The following is a 17,578-nucleotide window of genomic DNA, read 5'->3' on the forward strand; positions in this document are numbered from 1 at the left end:
TCGGTCGCTGAGCGATTACAGCCCGAAGCCTGAAACACCTCAGCCCTTCAACACCCCTGCATCATTGGGGCACGTCGGCTCAGGCGTGGTCTCGAACAAGTCCTTGGCCCAGCGCTCGGCGGCGGTGTACCAGGCGACGCTGGAGTTGGCGATCTCCTGCTGTGCCTGTTCCGAGCCATTGGCAGCGGCTTTGTGCAGCCAGAGCTTTCGCTGCTTTTGATCCAGGGGGATATCCCCTTGCCCAAAGCCGTAGGCGTAGCTCAGCGCGTACTGCGCGGGGGCATAGTTTTGTTGGGCGGACTGGCACAGCCAATACCCGGCTTTGCGATCGTCGCTGCTGTAGCGCGCGTCCCATTCGTCGAGTTGCCCATCGGCCGAGGCGAAGGCGTCCTCGACGCCTCGGTCGGCGCTCCAATACAACTTGCTCAAGGCGAACTGGGCTTCGGCATTGCCTTTTTTGGCCGCCTGCTCGTAAAAGTACATGGCGGTTTTCACGTCCTGTTTGACGCCAGTTCCCTGCAAATGGCTGGCGGCAAGCTCCATGAGCGCCAGGTCCAGGCCGTGCTTGGTGGCTAGCGTCAGGTACTTGATCATTTTCTTCTGGTCGGGTTCGCCGAGCAGGCCATCGCGGTAAATGATCGCGATCTCGAAGGCCGCGCGGTCATTGCCCAGCTCCGCAGCCCTGCCGTACCAGCGTATGGCACCGGGATAATTCTGTTGGGTGTAATAGGTGTAACCCAGGTTAAAGGCTGCGGCGACATCGCCTTCGTCGGCCTTTTTGATCAGCGCCATCTCCTGTTCATAACCCTCGGCAGCCTCGACGGTGAAAGGCAGTGCGTCGTCGGCTTGAGCCCCATGGGCGGTCAGGGAAGTGAAGCCGAGCATCACATAGAGCAACCAGCGTGGGCAGCGCGTCATAAGCAACGTCCTTGTAAAGGTGGGTACAACGGCGGATGCATGATGACCCGGGGTGGACAGAGCCTACTCGCCCTGCTTGCGCGCCAGCAAGGCAGCCGATCCGGTTGAGCAGGTACGGCATGCAAAGAATGCGTGCAGCCAACCGGTGCTACCGCTATAAAAGGCCCTTTTCGCTCAAGGATCCGGCCCCATGAAATTCGACCTCGCCTACTGCATCAGCCTCGACGACAAGTTGTCGATCTATGACGTGCGTGACCTGAATTTCGACGAGACCCTGGCCTTCGACTCGGCGAAGGAGCAGTTCCAGTGCCCCAACGATGCCTGCCGCAACGCGTTCGAGGCCGGCAACGGCTTGGGCACCTTCAATGCCAAGAACATCAATTACATCCGCACCCCGCACTTCAAGAACCTGCCGGGCACCCTGCATATAGAGGGCTGCCCTTATGGCAGCAGGGCGCTGACTGGCGAACTGGACAGCAGCGAGAGCGAGGACGGACGTGAAGAACACTTCCCGTCCGAGCTGTTGCTGGTCCGCCGCGAATACCAGCGCAAGCCTGCCGCCAGGATCGAAGCAGCCCACGCTCCTCAGGACATTCCAGCGCCCGCCTCCCGCAGCGAAACGCCCCACACCGCTCGGGAGACTGCACCGGATAAAACCAGCGTCTTCGCCCACCCGGTGGAATGCTTTGTGTCGAATATCGACGACAAGGAGCTGCTCAAGCGCATGCCGCTCAAGATCGGCGAGCACAGCGCGTCCTATGCCACGTTTTTCAAGAAGATCGAGTACCTGCAAGACAACAGGGGCTTGATTTACTGGGGCAAGATCAAGGAGATCAAGGACTACAACCTGAGCTTTCGCATCGATTTCGAGCAAAAGGTCTGGTTCAAGAAAGACACCGAGGCCAAGAAAAAGCCTTATTCGGTCAATGTCTACCTGAGCAAAAAGCTGATCGACAACTACCGCAAGCGCAACGCTTTCCTCGAGGAAATCAAGCACGCCATCGACAGCAAGCGGGAGTTGTACTGCTTCTTTTACGGGGTGACGCCGGAGCTGAAGCAGGTGCCGAGCAAAAAGAGCCCCGATAAGACGTTCGAAGTGTTCAGCGCCAATATCGAGAGCCTCGAGCACTTCATCATTCGCGAAGCGCCGGGGCTCAAGGCGCAGTCGGCTACAGGCAGTTAGTCAGGCAGGAGCAGCGGGACCCCGCCCGGGGTCTTTTTGACGATGGAATACGGCAGGTAACTCCAGCTCGGCCAACGACAGGCCGAGGCCGCCTGAACGAAGTCGGGGTTGAAATACAGGCCCTTGGCGGTGAAGTACCAGTTGGCAAATTTCCAGCGCTGCTCATTGTCGTAGTCGCAGCCGCCCTGCTCGCCGGTGTCTTTCATCTGCCGCGGGTACAGCTCCTGGAAGTACTCCACCAGCCAGCGACCAAAGAGTGTATTGCGGTAGTCGTAGTAGGCGTCGGTGATTTCGGCCGGGTAATGGTCGCGCCCGGGCATGAATTGCTCGTAATGAATCGGCTCGCCCTCGGCGATCCACATCACGTCCTCCAGGGTCAGGGGCCGGCCCGTGCGGGCATCCAGGTTGATCGGAAACTGATCCTGATTGGGGCTCGCGCCGCCACACATGAACTCATGGCTGACACTGACGCTGATCACCGACGACGTCAGCAGCATCGGCTTGGCCGTCTGCTGGAAAGAACCCTCGTCACCGCCGGCCAGCAGACAGCCGTGATAGGCCACCACCGCCTGCCACAAACTGCTCGATAGCTGCAGGTTGATGGCCTTGAGCGCCGGCTGCGGGTAACCGGCCACCACTTCAAACAGGGTCGCGCCGGACTCGGGCTCGCTCCACCATTGCAGGCTGTAGCCCATGAAGTGCTGCTTTTTACCGGGCTTGAGCTTGAGCTCCAGCAAACGCAGGTAATCATAGGGCGCCATGTCGTGCATCAAGGCCAGGTACGGAATCGGTTCGGCTGGCAGTGGCGGGATCTGCGCCGGGCTCAATTCGATCTTGAGGGTCTTGCCATCGGCGCCTTTCCATTCGCCATGCCAGCCCTTGGCCGAAGGCTCCAGGCGCAAACCGGGGTGGGCGCCGCTGCTGCCCCAGCGACTTTCCTCAAGCACCAGCGCATCGCCCTCGCGCTTGCCTTCAAGGCGCAGGTCCTTGTGGTACTTGCGGTAGAAGTAGCGCCCCTGAACATCCCCCGCCATGTCCTCGAACAGCTCGACGACAATCGGTGCCTGACCCAGGGTGCCGGTGAATACCTGCTTGCCCTCGCTGGCCCAGGCCGACCCCGACAGCAACAGCGAGTAGAGCGCGAAGCGGCAGGTCCGCAGCAGCAGTCCTTTGAACATTGAACGGTCCTTGAAAAACGAGCAGGCGCCCGACAGATGAAATAAGCGGTTCAGGGTAATGGCAACGCCAGGCGACCGGGATGCTGCCTGACAAGGCTGTAGGGCAATACGCTCCAGGCCGGGGCCCGGCACCCGCCCTCGCTGTGGGAAAAAGCCGGAAGCACCTGCAATCCATCCCCTCCCAGGTACCAATTGACGTACACCCAGCGCTCCACATTGCTGTAGTCACACCCCGCCTGATCGCTGGCTGGAGGGGTCAGCCCCTGGGGGTGCAGGGTCTGGAACTGGCTGATCAGCCAGGGGGCAAGACGCTGCCGGCGATAATCGGCAAAACCGCTGGAGTCGACATCGGACTCCTCCTCGCCCCAGCCATTCTCATCCCGCACGTAGCGAAATGCCCGGCCCTCACCGAGCCACAACAGGTCCTCCAGGGTCAGTTCCCGGGCCGTGTCCACTTGCAGGTTGAAGCCGGCCTCGGTTTCGTCCGGGTGCGGCCCGCCACAATCCCAGCTCCTGGAAATACTGACACTGAGCAACGCCGGGCTCAGCAATTTGGGGCGGGCGTGTTGCTCATACACCGCAGCCTCGCCGCCATTGAGCCGGCACTCGTGGTATTGCGCGACGTCGCGCCACAGGCGCGTCATCAGTTGCTGATTGATCCGCGTGCGCTGCTCGGCCGGGTAACCTTCGACCACTTCGAACAGGCTGACGTTGGACTGCGGTTCGCTCCACCACTGCAGGGTGTAGCCCATGAATACCTGTTGCTTGCCCGGTTGCAGGGTCAGGCCCTGCAGCCGCAGGTATTCATAAGGCGCGTCGGTGTAGAGCGTGGCCAGGTACGGCAGCGCATCACTGGGCAGGGGCGGCAGCTGGGCCAGGCTCAACTCGACCTCAAGTTGCTTGCCCTCGGGGCTTTGCCACTGCCCCCGCAAGCCGCTGGCAGTCTCGCGCAAGCGCAGGTGTGGCAGCGCCTTGCCCTCCCCGCCCCGGTCCTCGCCTTCGGCCAGGCTGATGAGCTGCCCGTCGCGGCGGCCATTGAGCGCCAGGTCCAGGTGGTACTTCTGGTAGAAGTAACGGCCGCTCACCTCGTTGTCATTGGAGCTATCAAGCATCAGCACAATCGGCGTCTTGCCCAGGGTGCCGCTGTAGACCCGAGGGCCTTCGTCCGCCCACAGCGAACTGCACAGCCCAGCACACAACACGGCGGCCAGTGACAGCTGGCGCAACAGTCCCTTGAACATTGGATGATCCTTGAATAAAGAGGCCGCAGGCCCTGGTGCGATGCGCTCAGGGCCGGGCATACAGGCTTGGCTCCGGCAACTTCAGCCCGGCCTTGCCCGGATGCTGCTGCAATACCGAGAACGGCAGCACGGACCAGACCACGCCACCACACCATTGCAGTTTTTCCGGGTAGACCGGCGACAGGTACAGGCCCTGGGGCGTGAAGTACCAGGCCGGGTTGCGCCAGTGGCCGGGGTTGTTGAAATCACAGACTCGATCAGCCTCTTCCGGGGCCAGCATGGGTTGCGGATACAGGCTCTGCAACTGTGCCACCAGCCAGGGCGCAAACACCTGGCTACGGTAATCGTCGAAGGCCTTGGCCTGGGCTTCAGGCAAGTGCCCGTCAGCTTGGCGCCGCCGGTCATGGGCATTTATCGCCGGGCCCTGGCCCACCCACAGCACGTCTTCCAGAAACAGCGGCTGAGCGCTATGGGCGTCGAGGTTGACCGGCTGCTCGCCCTCGTCCGGGGGTTCGTCGCCACAACGCCGGGCGATGTAGAAGCTGGCGCTGACAATGTCCGGGGTCAGCAACGTGACCGAAGTACTGGCTTGGTGATAACTGTCATCAGCGCCGACCTTGGCCAGGCAGGTGAAATGCGACGCCACTTCGGACCACAGGCGCTGGCGCAGGTGCTGGTTGATCCGCTCGCGCTCCTCGGGCGTATAGCCTGAAAGCACTTCGAACATTTTTATTTTCGAGGTCGGCTCGGTCCACCATTGCAGGCTGTAACCCATGTACTCCACCGGCTCAGCGGCCGTTAGCTGCAGCCATTGCAAACGCAGAAAATCGTAGGGCGACGCCTGGTAAGTCTCGGCGAACACCGGCTGTGCCTCGGCCTGTGGCGGGTCGACCCGAGCGGGGTCGAGGGTCAGCAGGGTCTGCCGCCCTTCTGCGCTCATCCACTGGCCCTGCCAGCGACCATCGGGGATTTTTTTAAGGCGCATCCGGGCAGAGGGCGTGTAGCGATCCTCGGCGTGCTCCTCGAGCAGCAATTGGTCGGCTTCGAGCGTGCCAGCAAAGCGCTGATCATGCAGGGCGTTTTTTGCAAAATAGCGACCACTGGCCTTGGCCGGGTTGCTCAGGTCCAGTTGCAGCACGATCGGGGTGCTGCCCAGAGTCCCGGTATACAGCCCGTCCACCGGCCGCGCCTGCCGAGATGGCCACAACCCAAGCACCACCAACAATGCCAGCAGCACCATGGCGACCCAGAGTGCGCGCCAACCGAAGCGTCCTTTGTACATTCAGCCTTCCTTGAACAGGGGGGCGACAGGAACGAGCCCTGCCTGCCTGATAACGGCGCTGAAGTATGGCGAGGTTGGCCGGCAGAATCGACTGCTGGCGCGTTAAAGATTCAAGCGTCGGGCAGGCGGATTCAGTGCCAGCACATGCTCAACAGCACCAGCAGCAACAGGCCGATATACACCCGCGCATGCAGGCGATCGGCAATCCGCCCGATCCACGGCGACGCCAGGCGAATACCCAGCAACGAGCCGAGGGTCAGCACCGCGAAGGCCAGCAGGTCGACATAGCCGATAAACCAGGGGCCCAGGTCGAAATCGCTGAACCCGGCCAGCACCAGGTAAGTCAGGGTGCCGGCCAGGGCCACCGGCACACTCAGCGGGTTGGCCATGGAGGTGGCCTGGGTCATGCTCAGCCCGCAACGGCGCAACAGGGGCACGGTCATGACGCTGCCGCCCACGCCGAGAAAGGTTGCTATGACACCGATCCCCAGGCCGCTGCCAGCCGTCCGCGCCCGCCCCAGGAGGCGCGGAGTGGCGCTGGCTGAGGGTTGTAAAAAGCCGCGCCGCAACAGGCAGTCGGCGATGGTCAATCCCAGGTAGGCGATAAAGGTGTAGCGAATCACCTCGCCATCCACCCAACTCGCGGCCAGCGCACCGAACACCGCGCCAAGACCGATATAACCTCCCAGGGGCCACACGTACTCGCGGATCAGGTTGCCGGCGCGCCGGTGTTTGAAGGTGGCGAGCAGCGCGTTGACGATCATTACGCAGGTCGATGTGGCCACCGCCACCTGCATCGCCGACTGGCTGATCGCGCTGTCGCTGCCATGACTGGCCAGCAGCAGGCGATAGAGCAAGGGCACCACCACAAAGCCGCCGCCAAACCCGAACAGCACCGCGGTGACACCGCTCAGGCAGCCAAAAAGTGCGAGGAGTAAATAGAGCATCGAACACCGTCCGTCAGCAGAAAGAACGCGAACGATAGAGGGCGGCGCCTTGGCTTGCTTGCGCAAGCCAGCCAATAATATTCGCGTTTACGCCAACTGCCGGATGGTGCCTGAATGCGCAATATTTCGATCAACCAACTGGATCACACGCCGCGCCCGGTGGTGGCGATCGGCACCGACTATGCCGACGGTTATCTGCTGGCACGCCACAGTCATCGCCGCGCCCAGTTACTGTATGGCGCCACCGGGGTCATGCAGGTCAGCACCCGCCAGGGCAACTGGGTGGTGCCGCCGCAGCGCGCGGTGTGGATCGCGCCGCAGGTCGAGCATGAGGTGCTGATGCTCGGGGTGAGCACCCGCAGCCTGTACATCGAACCGGCGCGCGCGCCGTTGCTGGGCAGCGAATGCCAGGTGATCAGCGTCTCGCCCTTGATGCGCCAACTGCTGCTGGAGGCGGTCGAGATGCCGCTGGAGTACCAGCAAGACGGCCGTGATGGGGTGTTGGTCAGCCTGCTGTTGCATGAGCTGGCGCGCACCACTCGCCTGCCGCTGCATATCCCACTGCCGGCCGACGTTCGCCTGCTGGGGTTGTGTCGCTCGTTCCTGCAGCGCCCCAATGCCCATCAGTCGCCGGAACGCTGGGCCGAGCAACTGCACATCAGCCTGCGGACCTTCAATCGCCTGTTTCGCCAACAGACCGACATGAGCTTCGTGCAATGGCGACAGCGCGCCTGCGTGGTCCTGGCCCTGGCACGCCTGGCTGCCGGGGAGCCGGTGACGCGGATCGCGATGGATTTCGGCTACGACAGCCCGGCGGCATTCTCGACCATGTTCCGCCGCGTACTGGGGCAAGCCCCCTCGACCTATCTGAACCACCCGCTTTAGAGCCCCGGGAAAAGCCTTGTCACGAAGCGCCGGGCCCCAGGCTGAAAATGAGTTTGATTCGGGCGCCAAACAACTGTACAAATAAACAGTGCTTTAGCGAACCACCTGTCATCCTCCCGGAGAAAACCATGGCTTCCCTCGCGATGAAAATCACCCTGGAACGTATTGCGCTCTATCAATTCACCCCGGAACACTGCACCCAGGCCCGCGACTTGCTGGGCTGGGACATGGAGCAACTGGCTCAAGCATCCGGCGTCTCGGTACAGGCCATCCAGCGCTTCGAAGCCGGCTTCGAATTGCGCGACGTAACCCGCCTGGCCCTGGCGTTTTGCCTCGAGGCCGAGGGCCTGGTGTTCTTCCCCGGTTTCTCGCCCGGCCGTGGCATGAATATCCGCGGCGCCACCCCCAACCCCAAGGAACGGTCTGACTACGCCATGATCGAGTGATCCCGCCACGCATTCAGCGGCCCCGGGGCAATATGCGGCAGCACTTGCCCCATGCTCCTGCGGCGCGCTGCGGCAAGTGCTGATTGACGGGCGTTACAGGCTGTTGAGGGGCACCGGGTCCGCGCTGCTTTCCACGTCCAGCCACCAGGGCGTACCGCGCTGGGGCTGCTCCAGATTGAACGCCTGGCCCATTTGCGGGGTGGTGATGGCGATGCTGCGCTCCCAGGCCAACTCCAGGATGCGGTCGAAAGGCTCATACCAGGCGTGCATCGACAAATCGAACGTGCCGTTATGAATGGGCAGCAGCCAGCGGCCCTTGAGGTCGATATGGGCTTGCAACGTCTGCTCCGGTTGCATGTGCACATGGGGCCAGTCGACGTTGTAGGCGCCGGTTTCCATCAGGGTCAGGTCAAAGGGGCCGTACTGCTGGCCGATGCGCTTGAAGCCATCGAAGTAACCGGTGTCGCCACTGAAAAAGATCCGTGTGGCGCCGTCGAGCATGACCCACGAAGCCCACAGCGTGCTGTTGCCGTCGAACAAGCCGCGTCCGGAAAAGTGCTGCGACGGCGTCGCGACAAAGCGGATGCCCGCCACCTCGGTGCCCTGCCACCAATCCAGCTGGCGCACCTTGTCGGCGGGCACTCCCCATTTGATAAGGGTATCGCCCACTCCCAGCGGCGTCAGGAAGCAGCGGGTTTTATCCGCCAGCTTGAGTACGGTCTGATGATCCAGATGATCGTAATGGTCATGGGACAGAATCACCGCCTCGAGCGCCGGCAACTCTTCAAGGCTGATGGGTGGCTGATGAAAACGCTTCGGCCCGGCCCATTGCACCGGGGATGCGCGCTCGGCAAATACCGGGTCGGTGATCCAGAACTTGTCACGCAGCTTTAACAGGACGGTCGAATGGCCCAGGCGAAACACACTGTGATTGGGCGCCGCCAGCAACTGCTCGCGGCTCAGCGGCTGTACGGGGATGGCCCCGGCCGGGCGAGTATTACGCGGTTTATGAAAAAGCATGTTCCAGAAAATCCGCAACGTCTTGCGCGAGCCTTCGCGCTGTACCGGAGCGTGATTGCGATAGGCGCCTTGTTCCTGGCGCGAGGTTTCAAGGCGAGTGGCGCCGTTGACGCGGGAAGAAAGAGTGGCCATGACCAAGTGACTCCAAGGAACGCGGCGTGGTTCCGGTGATGCTCTGCGGGATGAAATGGCCAATGCACGCACGCGTCAGCCGACACTCATTGTTCTGCGCTTTCTCTAGACAACAACTACACTGCACAGTGTAGTTTCTAGATTGCAACAACGCGCAGACGAAGTAAACTGCCCGGTGCAATTTTCCCCATCAGCCTTGAACCTCACTTATGACAGCTCCAAAGCGCCTCACCGACCGCAAACGCGAAGCCATCATCCAGGCGGCGATCAGCGAATTCCGCGCCAGCGGCTTCGAAATCACCAGCATGGACAAGATCGCCGCGACGGCCGGTGTTTCCAAGCGCACGGTGTACAACCACTTCCCGAGCAAGGAAGAGTTGTTTGCCGAAATCCTGCATAAGCTGTGGACCAGCATCAGCGCCGAATCAGACACCGTCTACCGCCAGGACCGGCCTCTGCGCGAGCAACTCCAGCAGTTGCTGCAGGCCAAGATGCAAATGCTCGCCGACGACAACTTCCTCGATTTGGCGCGCGTGGCGATAGCCGCCACCATCCACTCCCCCGAGCGGGCGCAAAACATGGTCGCGCGCCTCGGAGAGCGTGAGGAAGGCCTGACCAAGTGGATCCGTGCGGCGCTCGACGATGGCCGACTCAAGCCCCTGGCCCCGGAGTTCGCCGCCCATCAGATCCACGGGTTGCTCAAGGCCTTTGCTTTCTGGCCTCAAGTCACCCTGGGCCAGCCTGCCCTGCCGTCCACGGAGCAGGTCGCGGTCATCGAGTCGGCATTGGATATGTTCCTGGCGTGCTACCAGCTCTGAGCCCGAGCGGAACCTTCTTCCCATATAGCTCCACGGATTCGCTGCCCCGCTGCTTGAACACCGCTCAGATACGGGGGTTAAGCAATGAAATGGCTTCGAAGGACACTGATTTCTGCGTGGAATAAATGACAATATTCACCGCGCTTATCCGATAAACGGTTCGGTCGGATAAACACTCGAGTGATTCAGAGCAATTCGGTGCAGGGAAAAATGGAAAACCAACGCGGCAAAGGGCTGTCATTTGCCAAAAGAATCTATATGCCAAGAATTGTCGGCCTGGGGATCGGCTGCCTTAGCGTATACGCCGCGCTCTACCCGCTGCCGATGCCCAACTGGGTCTGGGTGCTGCTGATGTTCAATGGCTTCGTCTGGCCGCACATCGCCTATCAGTTGTCGACCCGTTCAAGCTTTCCCTACCAGGCCGAGCGCCGCAATCTGCTGTACGACTCGGTACTGGGCGGTTTCTGGGCGGCCACCATGCAGTTCAACCCCCTGCCGGCGGTGACCATTCTCGCGATGATGGCGATGAACAATGTCGCAGCGGGCGGCAAGCGCCTGTTGATCCGCGGTGCCCTGGCCCAACTGGGTGGCGTGCTGATTTCCTGGATGCTGTTCGGCCCGGGGTTCATCGACCACGCCAGTACTGCACAAATCTACGCCTGCCTGCCGATGCTGACCCTCTACCCCCTGGCCGTGGGCATGGTGTGCTACCGATTGGCAATCAAGTTGTCCGAGCACAAGCGCGCCTTGAGCGCCCTGAGCCGGATCGACAGCCTTACCGGCCTGCTCAATCACGGTTCCTGGAAAGACCTGCTGCACATCAAGTTCCACAAATGCCGGCAACAGCAGGCTCAGGCGACCATTGCCCTGATCGATGTCGATCACTTCAAGAGCATCAATGACAGTTATGGCCACATCGTCGGCGACGCCGTGCTGCGCCAGTTGAGCAGCGATCTGCGGCGCAATCTGAGGGAGAACGATCTGGCTGGGCGCTACGGCGGCGATGAGTTCTGCGTGATTCTGCCGAGCCGCTCACTGCATCAGGCCGCTGAAGTGATGGAACGGCTGCGTGAGGTGTTCAGCAACTACCGCCACAGCGAAGTGCCGCAACTACGGGTCAGCCTGAGCATTGGCCTGGCGGCGTTCCACCCCCGGTTCGACGATGCCGCCACCTGGCTCAACGAGGCCGACAAGGCGTTGTACCGAGCCAAAAACACCGGCCGCAACAAAATCGCCAGCGCCGAATCCGCCCAGGATTACCCCGTGGCCAAATTGGCCTGAGCCCTGCCGCTCGTCAAAAAACTTGTACAAAAAGGCTGTTTTTTATTTATTTGTACAAGTTTATTTGGATTTCCCCTGGCACTAGCCAGCATAATGATGTCACCGCGCAGACCCCAAACTGTCGCCGCCCTGGATCGCGTACTGTCACCTGTTGCGCCTAAATTGCCAGGCAGGTGCGTCGTCCTATACGAATGGCGAAAACCCGAGGAAAAACCGCGCCCGTGCATCACATCCATCCTTGCTTTGTGTCAGTCATGGAACGCTGACATCAGCAGATAATGCCGAGGCACCCGAGGCTTCGGTATGCAGGCGAACTTGAACAGGGACCGACTTCCCCGTTTTTCCCACTGAGCACCCGCGACCATGCTATTCAAACGCCATAACCAGACCATCCAGAACCTGCAGCAAACCGTCGCCCAACAAGCCAGCATGCTCGACGCCATCGAGCGTTCGATGGCCGTGGTGGAGTTCGACAATGACGGCAATGTGCTGCGCGCCAATGACAACTTTCTCCAGACCATGGGCTACCGCGAGCAACAGGTGATCGGCCAGCCCCATCGCCTGTTCTGTACCGAGGCATTTACCCGCAGCAATCAGTACCGCGAGCTCTGGAGCCGCCTGAAAAATGGCCAGTTCGAGTCCGGGACTTTCGAACGTCTCGACAGCAAGGGCCATTCGGTCTGGCTGGAGGCCAGCTACAACCCGATCCGGGACGCCTCGGGCGCCGTGGTGAAGGTGGTCAAGTACGCCCTCGACGTGACGAGCAGGATCCAGCAGGAAACCGACGCCAAGGGCAAGCTGGATGCGATCGACCGGGCGATGGCGGTGATCGAGTTCGATCTCTCGGGCAACATCCTCAGCGCCAACCAGAACTTCCTCAATCGCCTCGGCTACAGCCTGGCCGAGCTCAAGGGCAAGCACCATCGGATTTTCTGCCCGGCGGAACTGGTCAACAGCAGCGCCTACCAGGACTTCTGGCGCCGGCTCAATCAGGGCGAGTTGTTCAGCGGGCAGTTCGAACGCATCGACAAACGCGGACAGACCCTGTGGCTGGAGGCCAATTACAACCCGGTGTATGACGCCAGCGGGCGCCTGTGCAAAGTGGTGAAATTCGCCTCCGACGTCACCGCCATGGTGCAGCAGCACGAACGGGACGCGCAAAGTGCCACCCAGGCCTACCACATCTCGGTCGCAACCCGGAAAGTCGCCGAACAAGGCACCGAAGTGATCCAGCAGGCCGCCAGTGAAATGCGCCATATCGCCGAGAACATCGAGGGCTCGTCCAGCCTGATCGCCCAGCTCGGCGAGCGCTCCGAGCAGATCACCGCCATCGTCAACACCATCCGCGCGATTGCCGACCAGACCAACCTGCTGGCGCTCAACGCGGCCATCGAAGCGGCACGCGCCGGGGAACAAGGCCGAGGATTTGCCGTGGTGGCTGACGAGGTCCGGCAACTGGCCGCCCGCACCAGCGGCTCCACCGCGGAGATTTCCGCGATGATCGACGTGATCCAGAACGAGACCCAGCAAGCCATCAAAAGCATGCAGGGCACCCGGGACCGAGCCTCCAAGGGCGTTGGCCTGGCCGACCAGGCGGGCACGGTGATCCTGCAGATTCGCGATGGCACCAGCGAAGCGGTGCAAGCGGTGAGCATGTTCGCCAGCGAGCGCAAGGCGCTCTAATCCGCGCCAGCCCGATGCCATCCAAGGCATCGGGCAATGCCTGACAGGGCTATAGTGGCCCAACGTCCCAGTGCATCGCAGAGAACCCCATGAGCTCGAAAAAATCGGAACCCACCAGCCCTGCCGCCCCCCTCGACCACCTGCGCTTTCACCGCCCCCACGCCCATCTGAACAGCACCTTCGGCAACGATACCTTTGCCCTGAAAGCCGAAGCCTTCGCGCGCTTTTTCGGTACCCCGACCTTTCTCGGGGCCCAGACCCTGATCGTGCTGGTGTGGATCGGCCTCAACCTGGGCGGCGTGACCACCTTCGACGTCTACCCGTTTATCCTGCTTAACCTCGCGTTCAGCCTGCAAGCCGCCTACGCCGCACCGCTGATTCTGCTGGCGCAAACCCGTCAGGCGGCACGCGACAAGGCCCAGGCCGACGCCGATGCCCAGCACCGCGAGGCCATCGCGGTGGCCAACGCCGACCGCCAGGCCCAGGCCGCGCAGAACACCGCGCAGTTGCTGGAGCTACTGGAGCAGAACACCCAATTGACGCAGATGACCAAGCAATTGACCGAACGCATCGAAAGCCTGACCTCGGAAATGCACCAGCACTTTGTGCGCAAGGAGCCGCCCCAGGCCTGAGGCGTCAGGGCAGGCGCACACCCCGCGCCAGCTCATCAAACAAGGTCACCACTGAGCGCAATGCACGGCAATCCGGCCGGGTCAGCAGCCACAAGGCGGTATCGCAACCGCTCAAGGCCTCGCTCAAGGGCTGCAAACCCGAGCCCTCCCCCAGCAGGAAGTCCGGCAACACCGCCACCCCCAGCCCGGCACGGGCCAGTTCACTGACCGACAGCATGCTGTTGCAGCGATAGGCGGGCTGCACCCCGGGCCACTGTTGGCGGCGCCAGGCCACCGTCGGGTGATCGGGGAGAAAATCGTCCGGAGCGATCCAGGTCAGCCGCTCCAGATCCACACTCGCCAGCGTTTTCAGATAAGCGTCGCTGGCGCAGACCCGATAAGACACCGCCCCCAACTGCCGCCCTACCAGGTGCTCGGGCGGCGTGCGGGTCAGGCGCAGGGCAATGTCAGCATCGCGGCGGCTGAGGTTGGCAAAATCATTGGAAGTGCACAGCTCCACCGCGAGCGCCGGGTAGGCCGGCATGAAGCGCGCCAGGGCCGGCAGCAGCAACCCCTGCAATACCGAGTCGGTACAGGTCAGGCGTACCGTGCCGCTGATGACTTCACCGCCCTGCTCGACACCGACCCGCGCCGCTTCCAGGGCCTGCTCGGCGCGTTCGGCCTGCTGCGCCAGGGCCTGGGCCAGGCTGGTGGGCAGGTAGCCGGCGCGGCTCTTGTCGAACAGCTGCTGACCCAGCGCCGCCTCCAAGCGGCGTACGGCGCGAAACACGGTCGACACATCGACCTTGAGCAGCGCCGAAGCGCGGGCCAGCGAGCCACCCCGGACCAGGGCAAGGATCAGGGCCAGGTCGGGGTAGTCCAGTTGATAGTGCGTGGCTGCATTGAACACTTGGGTAAACGCCAATATTGATTGCGTGGACGCCAATCTATAGTGGCCTCCAGCAATCAACAAGCCTTGGCCACACCGGAGTTCGAGCATGCCCAGCACCACGCCCCAGCCCCCCGTCCGCATTGCCCTGATCGGCGACTACGACCCGCAGATCACCGCCCACCAAGCCATCCCCAAGGCCCTGGAACTGTCCGCCACCAGCCTTGGCCTGAAGGTCGAGGCGCAATGGCTGGCCACCGAACAGATAGAGGCAGGCACGCCGCTGGAGCGTTTCGAGGGTGTCTGGTGCGTACCGGGCAGCCCCTATCGCAGCCACGAGGGCGCGCTGCGGGCGATTCGCTTTGCCCGTGAGCAACAACGTCCATTCCTCGGCACCTGTGCCGGTTTTCAACATGCCTTGCTGGAGTACGCGCGCCATGTCCTGGGCTGGAGCGATGCCGAGCACGGCGAGATCGCGCCACAGGCCGAGCGCGCCGTGCTCTCGCCCTTGAGCTGTGCCCTGGTCGAGGTCCGCGCCGCCGTTTATTTGCAGGAAGGCAGCCTGATCGCCCAGGCCTACCCAACCCTGACGATCGAAGAGGGCTATCACTGCCGCTACGGAGTCAACCCGCAATTGGCCCCCCTGCTGCTGAGCCAGGGCCTGCATGCGGTGGGCCATGACGCGGCGGGCGATCTGCGGGCAGTGGAGCTGGCAGGCCATCCGTTCTTTATCGGCACCCTGTTCCAGCCGGAGCGCGCCGCCCTCGCCGGTGGTGTTGCGCCTCTGGTCAGCGCCTTGCTCAACGCCTGCCGGGGGCCGCGCCAATGATCGGACAAACACCCGCGCCACCCTACTACGCGGTGATTTTCAGCTCTCAACGCCGCGGGCTCGACGCCGACTACGAAACCGCCGCCACCCGCATGCTCGAATTGGCGCAACAGCAGCCCGGGTTTCTCGGCGTGGAATCGGCCCGCGGCGAGGATGGCTTTGGCATCACCGTGTCGTACTGGGCCAGCGAGGCGGCGATCCTGGCCTGGAAGGAGCATGCCGAACACAGCGCCACCCGCGAGCGCGGGCGCCGCGACTGGTACGCGTCGTGCAACACCCGGGTGTGCAAGGTCGAGCGCGCCTATGGGTTCGAGCGCTGAGGCAGGCCCGGCTCAGCCGTGGGCGTGCTTGACCAGGCTGCGCACCGCTGAAATCTCCGGCATGTCGTCGCGGCGCATGTACACCCGCAGGGGTTCGGTGATGTTGATCCGGTCATCGATGTTCTGGTCCAGCAGCAGCTGGATCAACTCGCGGCTGAGGCTCATGGCCGGGCCGCTGCCCAGGGCCCAGACGAATTCACAGGTGGGGATGATGGCGTCGTCCGCAACGTCCATGCCGAAGGAGTCTTCGCTGAAACGCACGATGTAGCGGCCGGTCTTGCGATTGAAGCCGACAAAGCCCTTGAGCTGGTCGGCAGCCTGACAGATAAGCTCGGAAGTGATGCGCATGGTAAACCTCACTGAGGGTCCCGCAGGACTCGTGGTCGATGGTTTACACGCCAGGCAAGAAAAAGAATGTTCGAGGTTTCCCTCTGACGGGGAAACTGCAGGGCCCAAGAGTACTGCAAAGCGCTGCACAAACGTGTGGAAAAAAAGTCGCAGGGGGTAATGCCCGTCCGTTAAGGGCAAGCACCGTCATGGTGGCGAGGCAGCTTGCTCCCGCCGGGCCGCGCAGCGGCCCCAAAAAGGCGACGGCTACGCCCCGGAGCCCCGGCCGGCCCCACGGGAGCAAGCGCCCTCGCCACAGGTTATGTTTCGTTCGCTCTAGCGCTTAACTGATCGGCATTCGTCGCAGGGGGGCTTTTATGTCGCTGCCGCGATAGCACTGAAGCGCCGCAGTTGTTAAAAGAGAGGCCTCTGCCAATGCCCTCACGAAAGGATTTCGAGCATGCCGGTCACCTTCACCCACAGCGCCCTGTTATTGAGCCTGCTGCTTGGCTTCGGCCAGGCCCAGGCTGCCAGCGAGCGGGAGCCCGCCGCACTGGCCGCCAGCAATGGCATTCCTTACCCGGCGGTGATCGCCCACCGAGGAGCGTCGTTCGATGCGCCGGAGTCCACGGCGGCGTCTTACCGGCTGGCCCGCGACCTGGGCGCCGACTACCTGGAGATGGACCTGCAGCGCAGCCAGGACGGCGTGCTGTTTGCCCTGCATGACAACAACCTGCAACGCACCACCGACGTCGCCAGCAAATTCCCCGAACGCAAAGACAGCCCGGCCCACCAGTTCACCATGGCGGAGCTGAAAACCCTGGATGCCGGCAGCTGGTTCAACCAGGCCTACCCGGACCGCGCGCGCCCCGCTTACGTCGGGCTGAAGATCCTGACCCTGGATGAAATCATCGACATCGCCCAGGGCAACCCGCACCACAAACCCGGGCTGTATATCGAGACCAAGGAACCCAGGCAGTTTCCCGACATCGAGCGCGACCTCAGGGAAAAACTCCAGGACCGCGGCTGGCTGAGCCCGGCCGGTTCGAAACTGGCCAAAAGCGAACTCGCGGTCGGCCAGGGCAAAGGCAAGGTGGTGTTGCAGACCTTCGATAAACACAGCCTGGAGCTGCTGCAAAAAGAGATGCCACGGGTGCCGAAGATCCTCTTGCTGTGGGTCGGTGCCGGCAGCATCGAAGCGCAATCCCTGCAGACCTTTGCCGACAGCGGCGAAAAAACCAAGGCTGCCTTCTACGCCAAGCAACACCCCAAGAACGAGGCCGAATTCAAGCGCTGGGTCGATTACGCCAAGGCCCAGGGCGCCATCGGCACTGGCCCCTCGACCCAGCTCAGTGACCTGGGCGACCAGAGTTACTCCGACCTGGTACAGCCCTGGATGAACCAGTACACCCATGACCAGGGCCTGCTGGTGCACGCCTATACCGTCGACGAACCGGTGGATTTCAAGCAGGTGCTGAATGCCGGTGTCGATGGCATTTTCACCAACCGCACGAGCGAGTTGCTCAAGTACCTCAAGCGCCCGGCTGGCGCCAGCGTCGCGCAACTGCTCGAAGCCAACGGTTACTGA

At 62.4% G+C, this 17,578-nt stretch carries 18 protein-coding genes; 10 read left to right on the plus strand and 8 right to left on the minus strand.

The window, feature by feature from the left end; translation table 11 throughout:
• Nucleotides 1-39: 39 nt before the first annotated feature.
• Nucleotides 40-918: a tetratricopeptide repeat protein gene (locus CF161_RS06140; protein WP_020295693.1), complete on the minus strand. Its 879-nt coding sequence runs from the start codon at nt 916-918 to the stop codon at nt 40-42.
• 190 nt (nt 919-1,108) lie between these two features.
• Between CF161_RS06140 and CF161_RS06145 the strand changes: the two genes are divergently transcribed.
• A complete protein-coding gene (locus CF161_RS06145; RefSeq protein WP_020295694.1) occupies nt 1,109-2,101 on the plus strand; it encodes a hypothetical protein in 993 nt (330 codons plus the stop codon).
• Here the strand turns inward: CF161_RS06145 and CF161_RS06150 are convergent.
• From CF161_RS06150 to CF161_RS06165, 4 genes are all read right to left on the minus strand, one after another.
• Nucleotides 2,098-3,279 carry a hypothetical protein gene (locus CF161_RS06150; RefSeq protein WP_020295695.1) on the minus strand — a complete coding sequence of 394 codons (1,182 nt, stop codon included), beginning with the start codon at nt 3,277-3,279 and terminating at the stop codon, nt 2,098-2,100. The genes CF161_RS06145 and CF161_RS06150 overlap by 4 nt on opposite strands.
• A 50-nt stretch (nt 3,280-3,329) precedes the next feature.
• Complete coding sequence (locus tag CF161_RS06155) at nt 3,330-4,520, minus strand: hypothetical protein (RefSeq protein WP_020295696.1); 1,191 nt, start codon at nt 4,518-4,520, stop codon at nt 3,330-3,332.
• Between the two features lie 46 nt (nt 4,521-4,566).
• Nucleotides 4,567-5,802 (minus strand): hypothetical protein, encoded by a 1,236-nt coding sequence (locus CF161_RS06160; RefSeq protein WP_020295697.1) that lies wholly within the window; start codon nt 5,800-5,802, stop codon nt 4,567-4,569.
• A 131-nt stretch (nt 5,803-5,933) separates the two neighbouring features.
• Nucleotides 5,934-6,749, minus strand: a complete 816-nt coding sequence (locus CF161_RS06165; RefSeq protein WP_020295698.1) for a sulfite exporter TauE/SafE family protein — start codon at nt 6,747-6,749, stop codon at nt 5,934-5,936.
• A 114-nt stretch (nt 6,750-6,863) separates the two neighbouring features.
• Between CF161_RS06165 and CF161_RS06170 the strand changes: the two genes are divergently transcribed.
• Together CF161_RS06170 and CF161_RS06175 are read left to right on the plus strand one after the other, a co-directional pair.
• Complete coding sequence (locus CF161_RS06170) at nt 6,864-7,634, plus strand: helix-turn-helix transcriptional regulator (RefSeq protein WP_020295699.1); 771 nt, start codon at nt 6,864-6,866, stop codon at nt 7,632-7,634.
• 128 nt (nt 7,635-7,762) lie between these two features.
• Nucleotides 7,763-8,080: a helix-turn-helix transcriptional regulator gene (locus CF161_RS06175; RefSeq protein ID WP_020295700.1), complete on the plus strand. Its 318-nt coding sequence runs from the start codon at nt 7,763-7,765 to the stop codon at nt 8,078-8,080.
• A gap of 93 nt (nt 8,081-8,173) precedes the next feature.
• Here the strand turns inward: CF161_RS06175 and CF161_RS06180 are convergent, their stop codons facing one another.
• Nucleotides 8,174-9,232, minus strand: a complete 1,059-nt coding sequence (locus CF161_RS06180) for an MBL fold metallo-hydrolase (RefSeq protein ID WP_020295701.1) — start codon at nt 9,230-9,232, stop codon at nt 8,174-8,176.
• A 209-nt stretch (nt 9,233-9,441) separates the two neighbouring features.
• Here CF161_RS06180 and CF161_RS06185 point away from each other — a divergent pair, with 209 nt between their 5' ends.
• The 4 genes from CF161_RS06185 to CF161_RS06200 all read left to right on the plus strand — a co-directional run bounded on the left by CF161_RS06185 (nt 9,442) and on the right by CF161_RS06200 (nt 13,646).
• Entirely contained in the window at nt 9,442-10,050 is a 609-nt protein-coding gene (locus CF161_RS06185) for a TetR/AcrR family transcriptional regulator (RefSeq protein WP_020295702.1), read from the plus strand.
• 210 nt (nt 10,051-10,260) lie between these two features.
• The gene (locus CF161_RS06190; protein ID WP_020295703.1) at nt 10,261-11,331 is read left to right on the plus strand and encodes a diguanylate cyclase; all 1,071 of its coding nucleotides are present in this window, start codon (nt 10,261-10,263) and stop codon (nt 11,329-11,331) included.
• Nucleotides 11,332-11,694: 363 nt separating this feature from the next.
• Nucleotides 11,695-13,014, plus strand: a complete 1,320-nt coding sequence (locus CF161_RS06195; protein ID WP_020295704.1) for a methyl-accepting chemotaxis protein — start codon at nt 11,695-11,697, stop codon at nt 13,012-13,014.
• A gap of 89 nt (nt 13,015-13,103) precedes the next feature.
• A complete protein-coding gene (locus CF161_RS06200) occupies nt 13,104-13,646 on the plus strand; it encodes a DUF1003 domain-containing protein (protein WP_020295705.1) in 543 nt (180 codons plus the stop codon).
• A 4-nt stretch (nt 13,647-13,650) separates the two neighbouring features.
• Here the strand turns inward: CF161_RS06200 and CF161_RS06205 are convergent, their stop codons facing one another.
• Nucleotides 13,651-14,598, minus strand: a complete 948-nt coding sequence (locus tag CF161_RS06205; protein ID WP_084471664.1) for a LysR family transcriptional regulator — start codon at nt 14,596-14,598, stop codon at nt 13,651-13,653.
• Between the two features lie 25 nt (nt 14,599-14,623).
• Between CF161_RS06205 and CF161_RS06210 the strand changes: the two genes are divergently transcribed.
• Nucleotides 14,624-15,343, plus strand: a complete 720-nt coding sequence (locus CF161_RS06210) for a CTP synthase (RefSeq protein ID WP_020295707.1) — start codon at nt 14,624-14,626, stop codon at nt 15,341-15,343.
• On the plus strand, nt 15,340-15,663 hold the full coding sequence (locus CF161_RS06215) for an antibiotic biosynthesis monooxygenase (protein WP_020295708.1): 324 nt from the start codon (nt 15,340-15,342) through the stop codon (nt 15,661-15,663). Before CF161_RS06210 ends, CF161_RS06215 begins: the two co-directional genes overlap by 4 nt.
• A gap of 12 nt (nt 15,664-15,675) precedes the next feature.
• On the opposite strand, the gene CF161_RS06220 is transcribed toward CF161_RS06215, so the two are convergent.
• A complete protein-coding gene (locus tag CF161_RS06220; RefSeq protein WP_020295709.1) occupies nt 15,676-16,011 on the minus strand; it encodes a DUF2025 family protein in 336 nt (111 codons plus the stop codon).
• A 439-nt stretch (nt 16,012-16,450) separates the two neighbouring features.
• Between CF161_RS06220 and CF161_RS06225 the strand changes: the two genes are divergently transcribed.
• Entirely contained in the window at nt 16,451-17,578 is a 1,128-nt protein-coding gene (locus CF161_RS06225; protein WP_020295710.1) for a glycerophosphodiester phosphodiesterase, read from the plus strand.

It is taken from the genome of Pseudomonas sp. CF161 (assembly GCF_000416215.1).
Classification (GTDB): domain Bacteria; phylum Pseudomonadota; class Gammaproteobacteria; order Pseudomonadales; family Pseudomonadaceae; genus Aquipseudomonas.

What these genes read in the sequence shown, in the direction of transcription:
- CF161_RS06140 (WP_020295693.1), bottom strand. Translation starts at nt 918, where the DNA reads ATGACGCGCTGCCCACGCTGGTTGCTCTATGTGATGCTCGGCTTCACT.
- CF161_RS06145 (WP_020295694.1), top strand. Translation starts at nt 1,109, where the DNA reads ATGAAATTCGACCTCGCCTACTGCATCAGCCTCGACGACAAGTTGTCG.
- CF161_RS06150 (WP_020295695.1), bottom strand. Translation starts at nt 3,279, where the DNA reads ATGTTCAAAGGACTGCTGCTGCGGACCTGCCGCTTCGCGCTCTACTCG.
- CF161_RS06155 (WP_020295696.1), bottom strand. Translation starts at nt 4,520, where the DNA reads ATGTTCAAGGGACTGTTGCGCCAGCTGTCACTGGCCGCCGTGTTGTGT.
- CF161_RS06160 (WP_020295697.1), bottom strand. Translation starts at nt 5,802, where the DNA reads ATGTACAAAGGACGCTTCGGTTGGCGCGCACTCTGGGTCGCCATGGTG.
- CF161_RS06165 (WP_020295698.1), bottom strand. Translation starts at nt 6,749, where the DNA reads ATGCTCTATTTACTCCTCGCACTTTTTGGCTGCCTGAGCGGTGTCACC.
- CF161_RS06170 (WP_020295699.1), top strand. Translation starts at nt 6,864, where the DNA reads ATGCGCAATATTTCGATCAACCAACTGGATCACACGCCGCGCCCGGTG.
- CF161_RS06175 (WP_020295700.1), top strand. Translation starts at nt 7,763, where the DNA reads ATGGCTTCCCTCGCGATGAAAATCACCCTGGAACGTATTGCGCTCTAT.
- CF161_RS06180 (WP_020295701.1), bottom strand. Translation starts at nt 9,232, where the DNA reads ATGGCCACTCTTTCTTCCCGCGTCAACGGCGCCACTCGCCTTGAAACC.
- CF161_RS06185 (WP_020295702.1), top strand. Translation starts at nt 9,442, where the DNA reads ATGACAGCTCCAAAGCGCCTCACCGACCGCAAACGCGAAGCCATCATC.
- CF161_RS06190 (WP_020295703.1), top strand. Translation starts at nt 10,261, where the DNA reads ATGGAAAACCAACGCGGCAAAGGGCTGTCATTTGCCAAAAGAATCTAT.
- CF161_RS06195 (WP_020295704.1), top strand. Translation starts at nt 11,695, where the DNA reads ATGCTATTCAAACGCCATAACCAGACCATCCAGAACCTGCAGCAAACC.
- CF161_RS06200 (WP_020295705.1), top strand. Translation starts at nt 13,104, where the DNA reads ATGAGCTCGAAAAAATCGGAACCCACCAGCCCTGCCGCCCCCCTCGAC.
- CF161_RS06210 (WP_020295707.1), top strand. Translation starts at nt 14,624, where the DNA reads ATGCCCAGCACCACGCCCCAGCCCCCCGTCCGCATTGCCCTGATCGGC.
- CF161_RS06215 (WP_020295708.1), top strand. Translation starts at nt 15,340, where the DNA reads ATGATCGGACAAACACCCGCGCCACCCTACTACGCGGTGATTTTCAGC.
- CF161_RS06220 (WP_020295709.1), bottom strand. Translation starts at nt 16,011, where the DNA reads ATGCGCATCACTTCCGAGCTTATCTGTCAGGCTGCCGACCAGCTCAAG.
- CF161_RS06225 (WP_020295710.1), top strand. Translation starts at nt 16,451, where the DNA reads ATGCCGGTCACCTTCACCCACAGCGCCCTGTTATTGAGCCTGCTGCTT.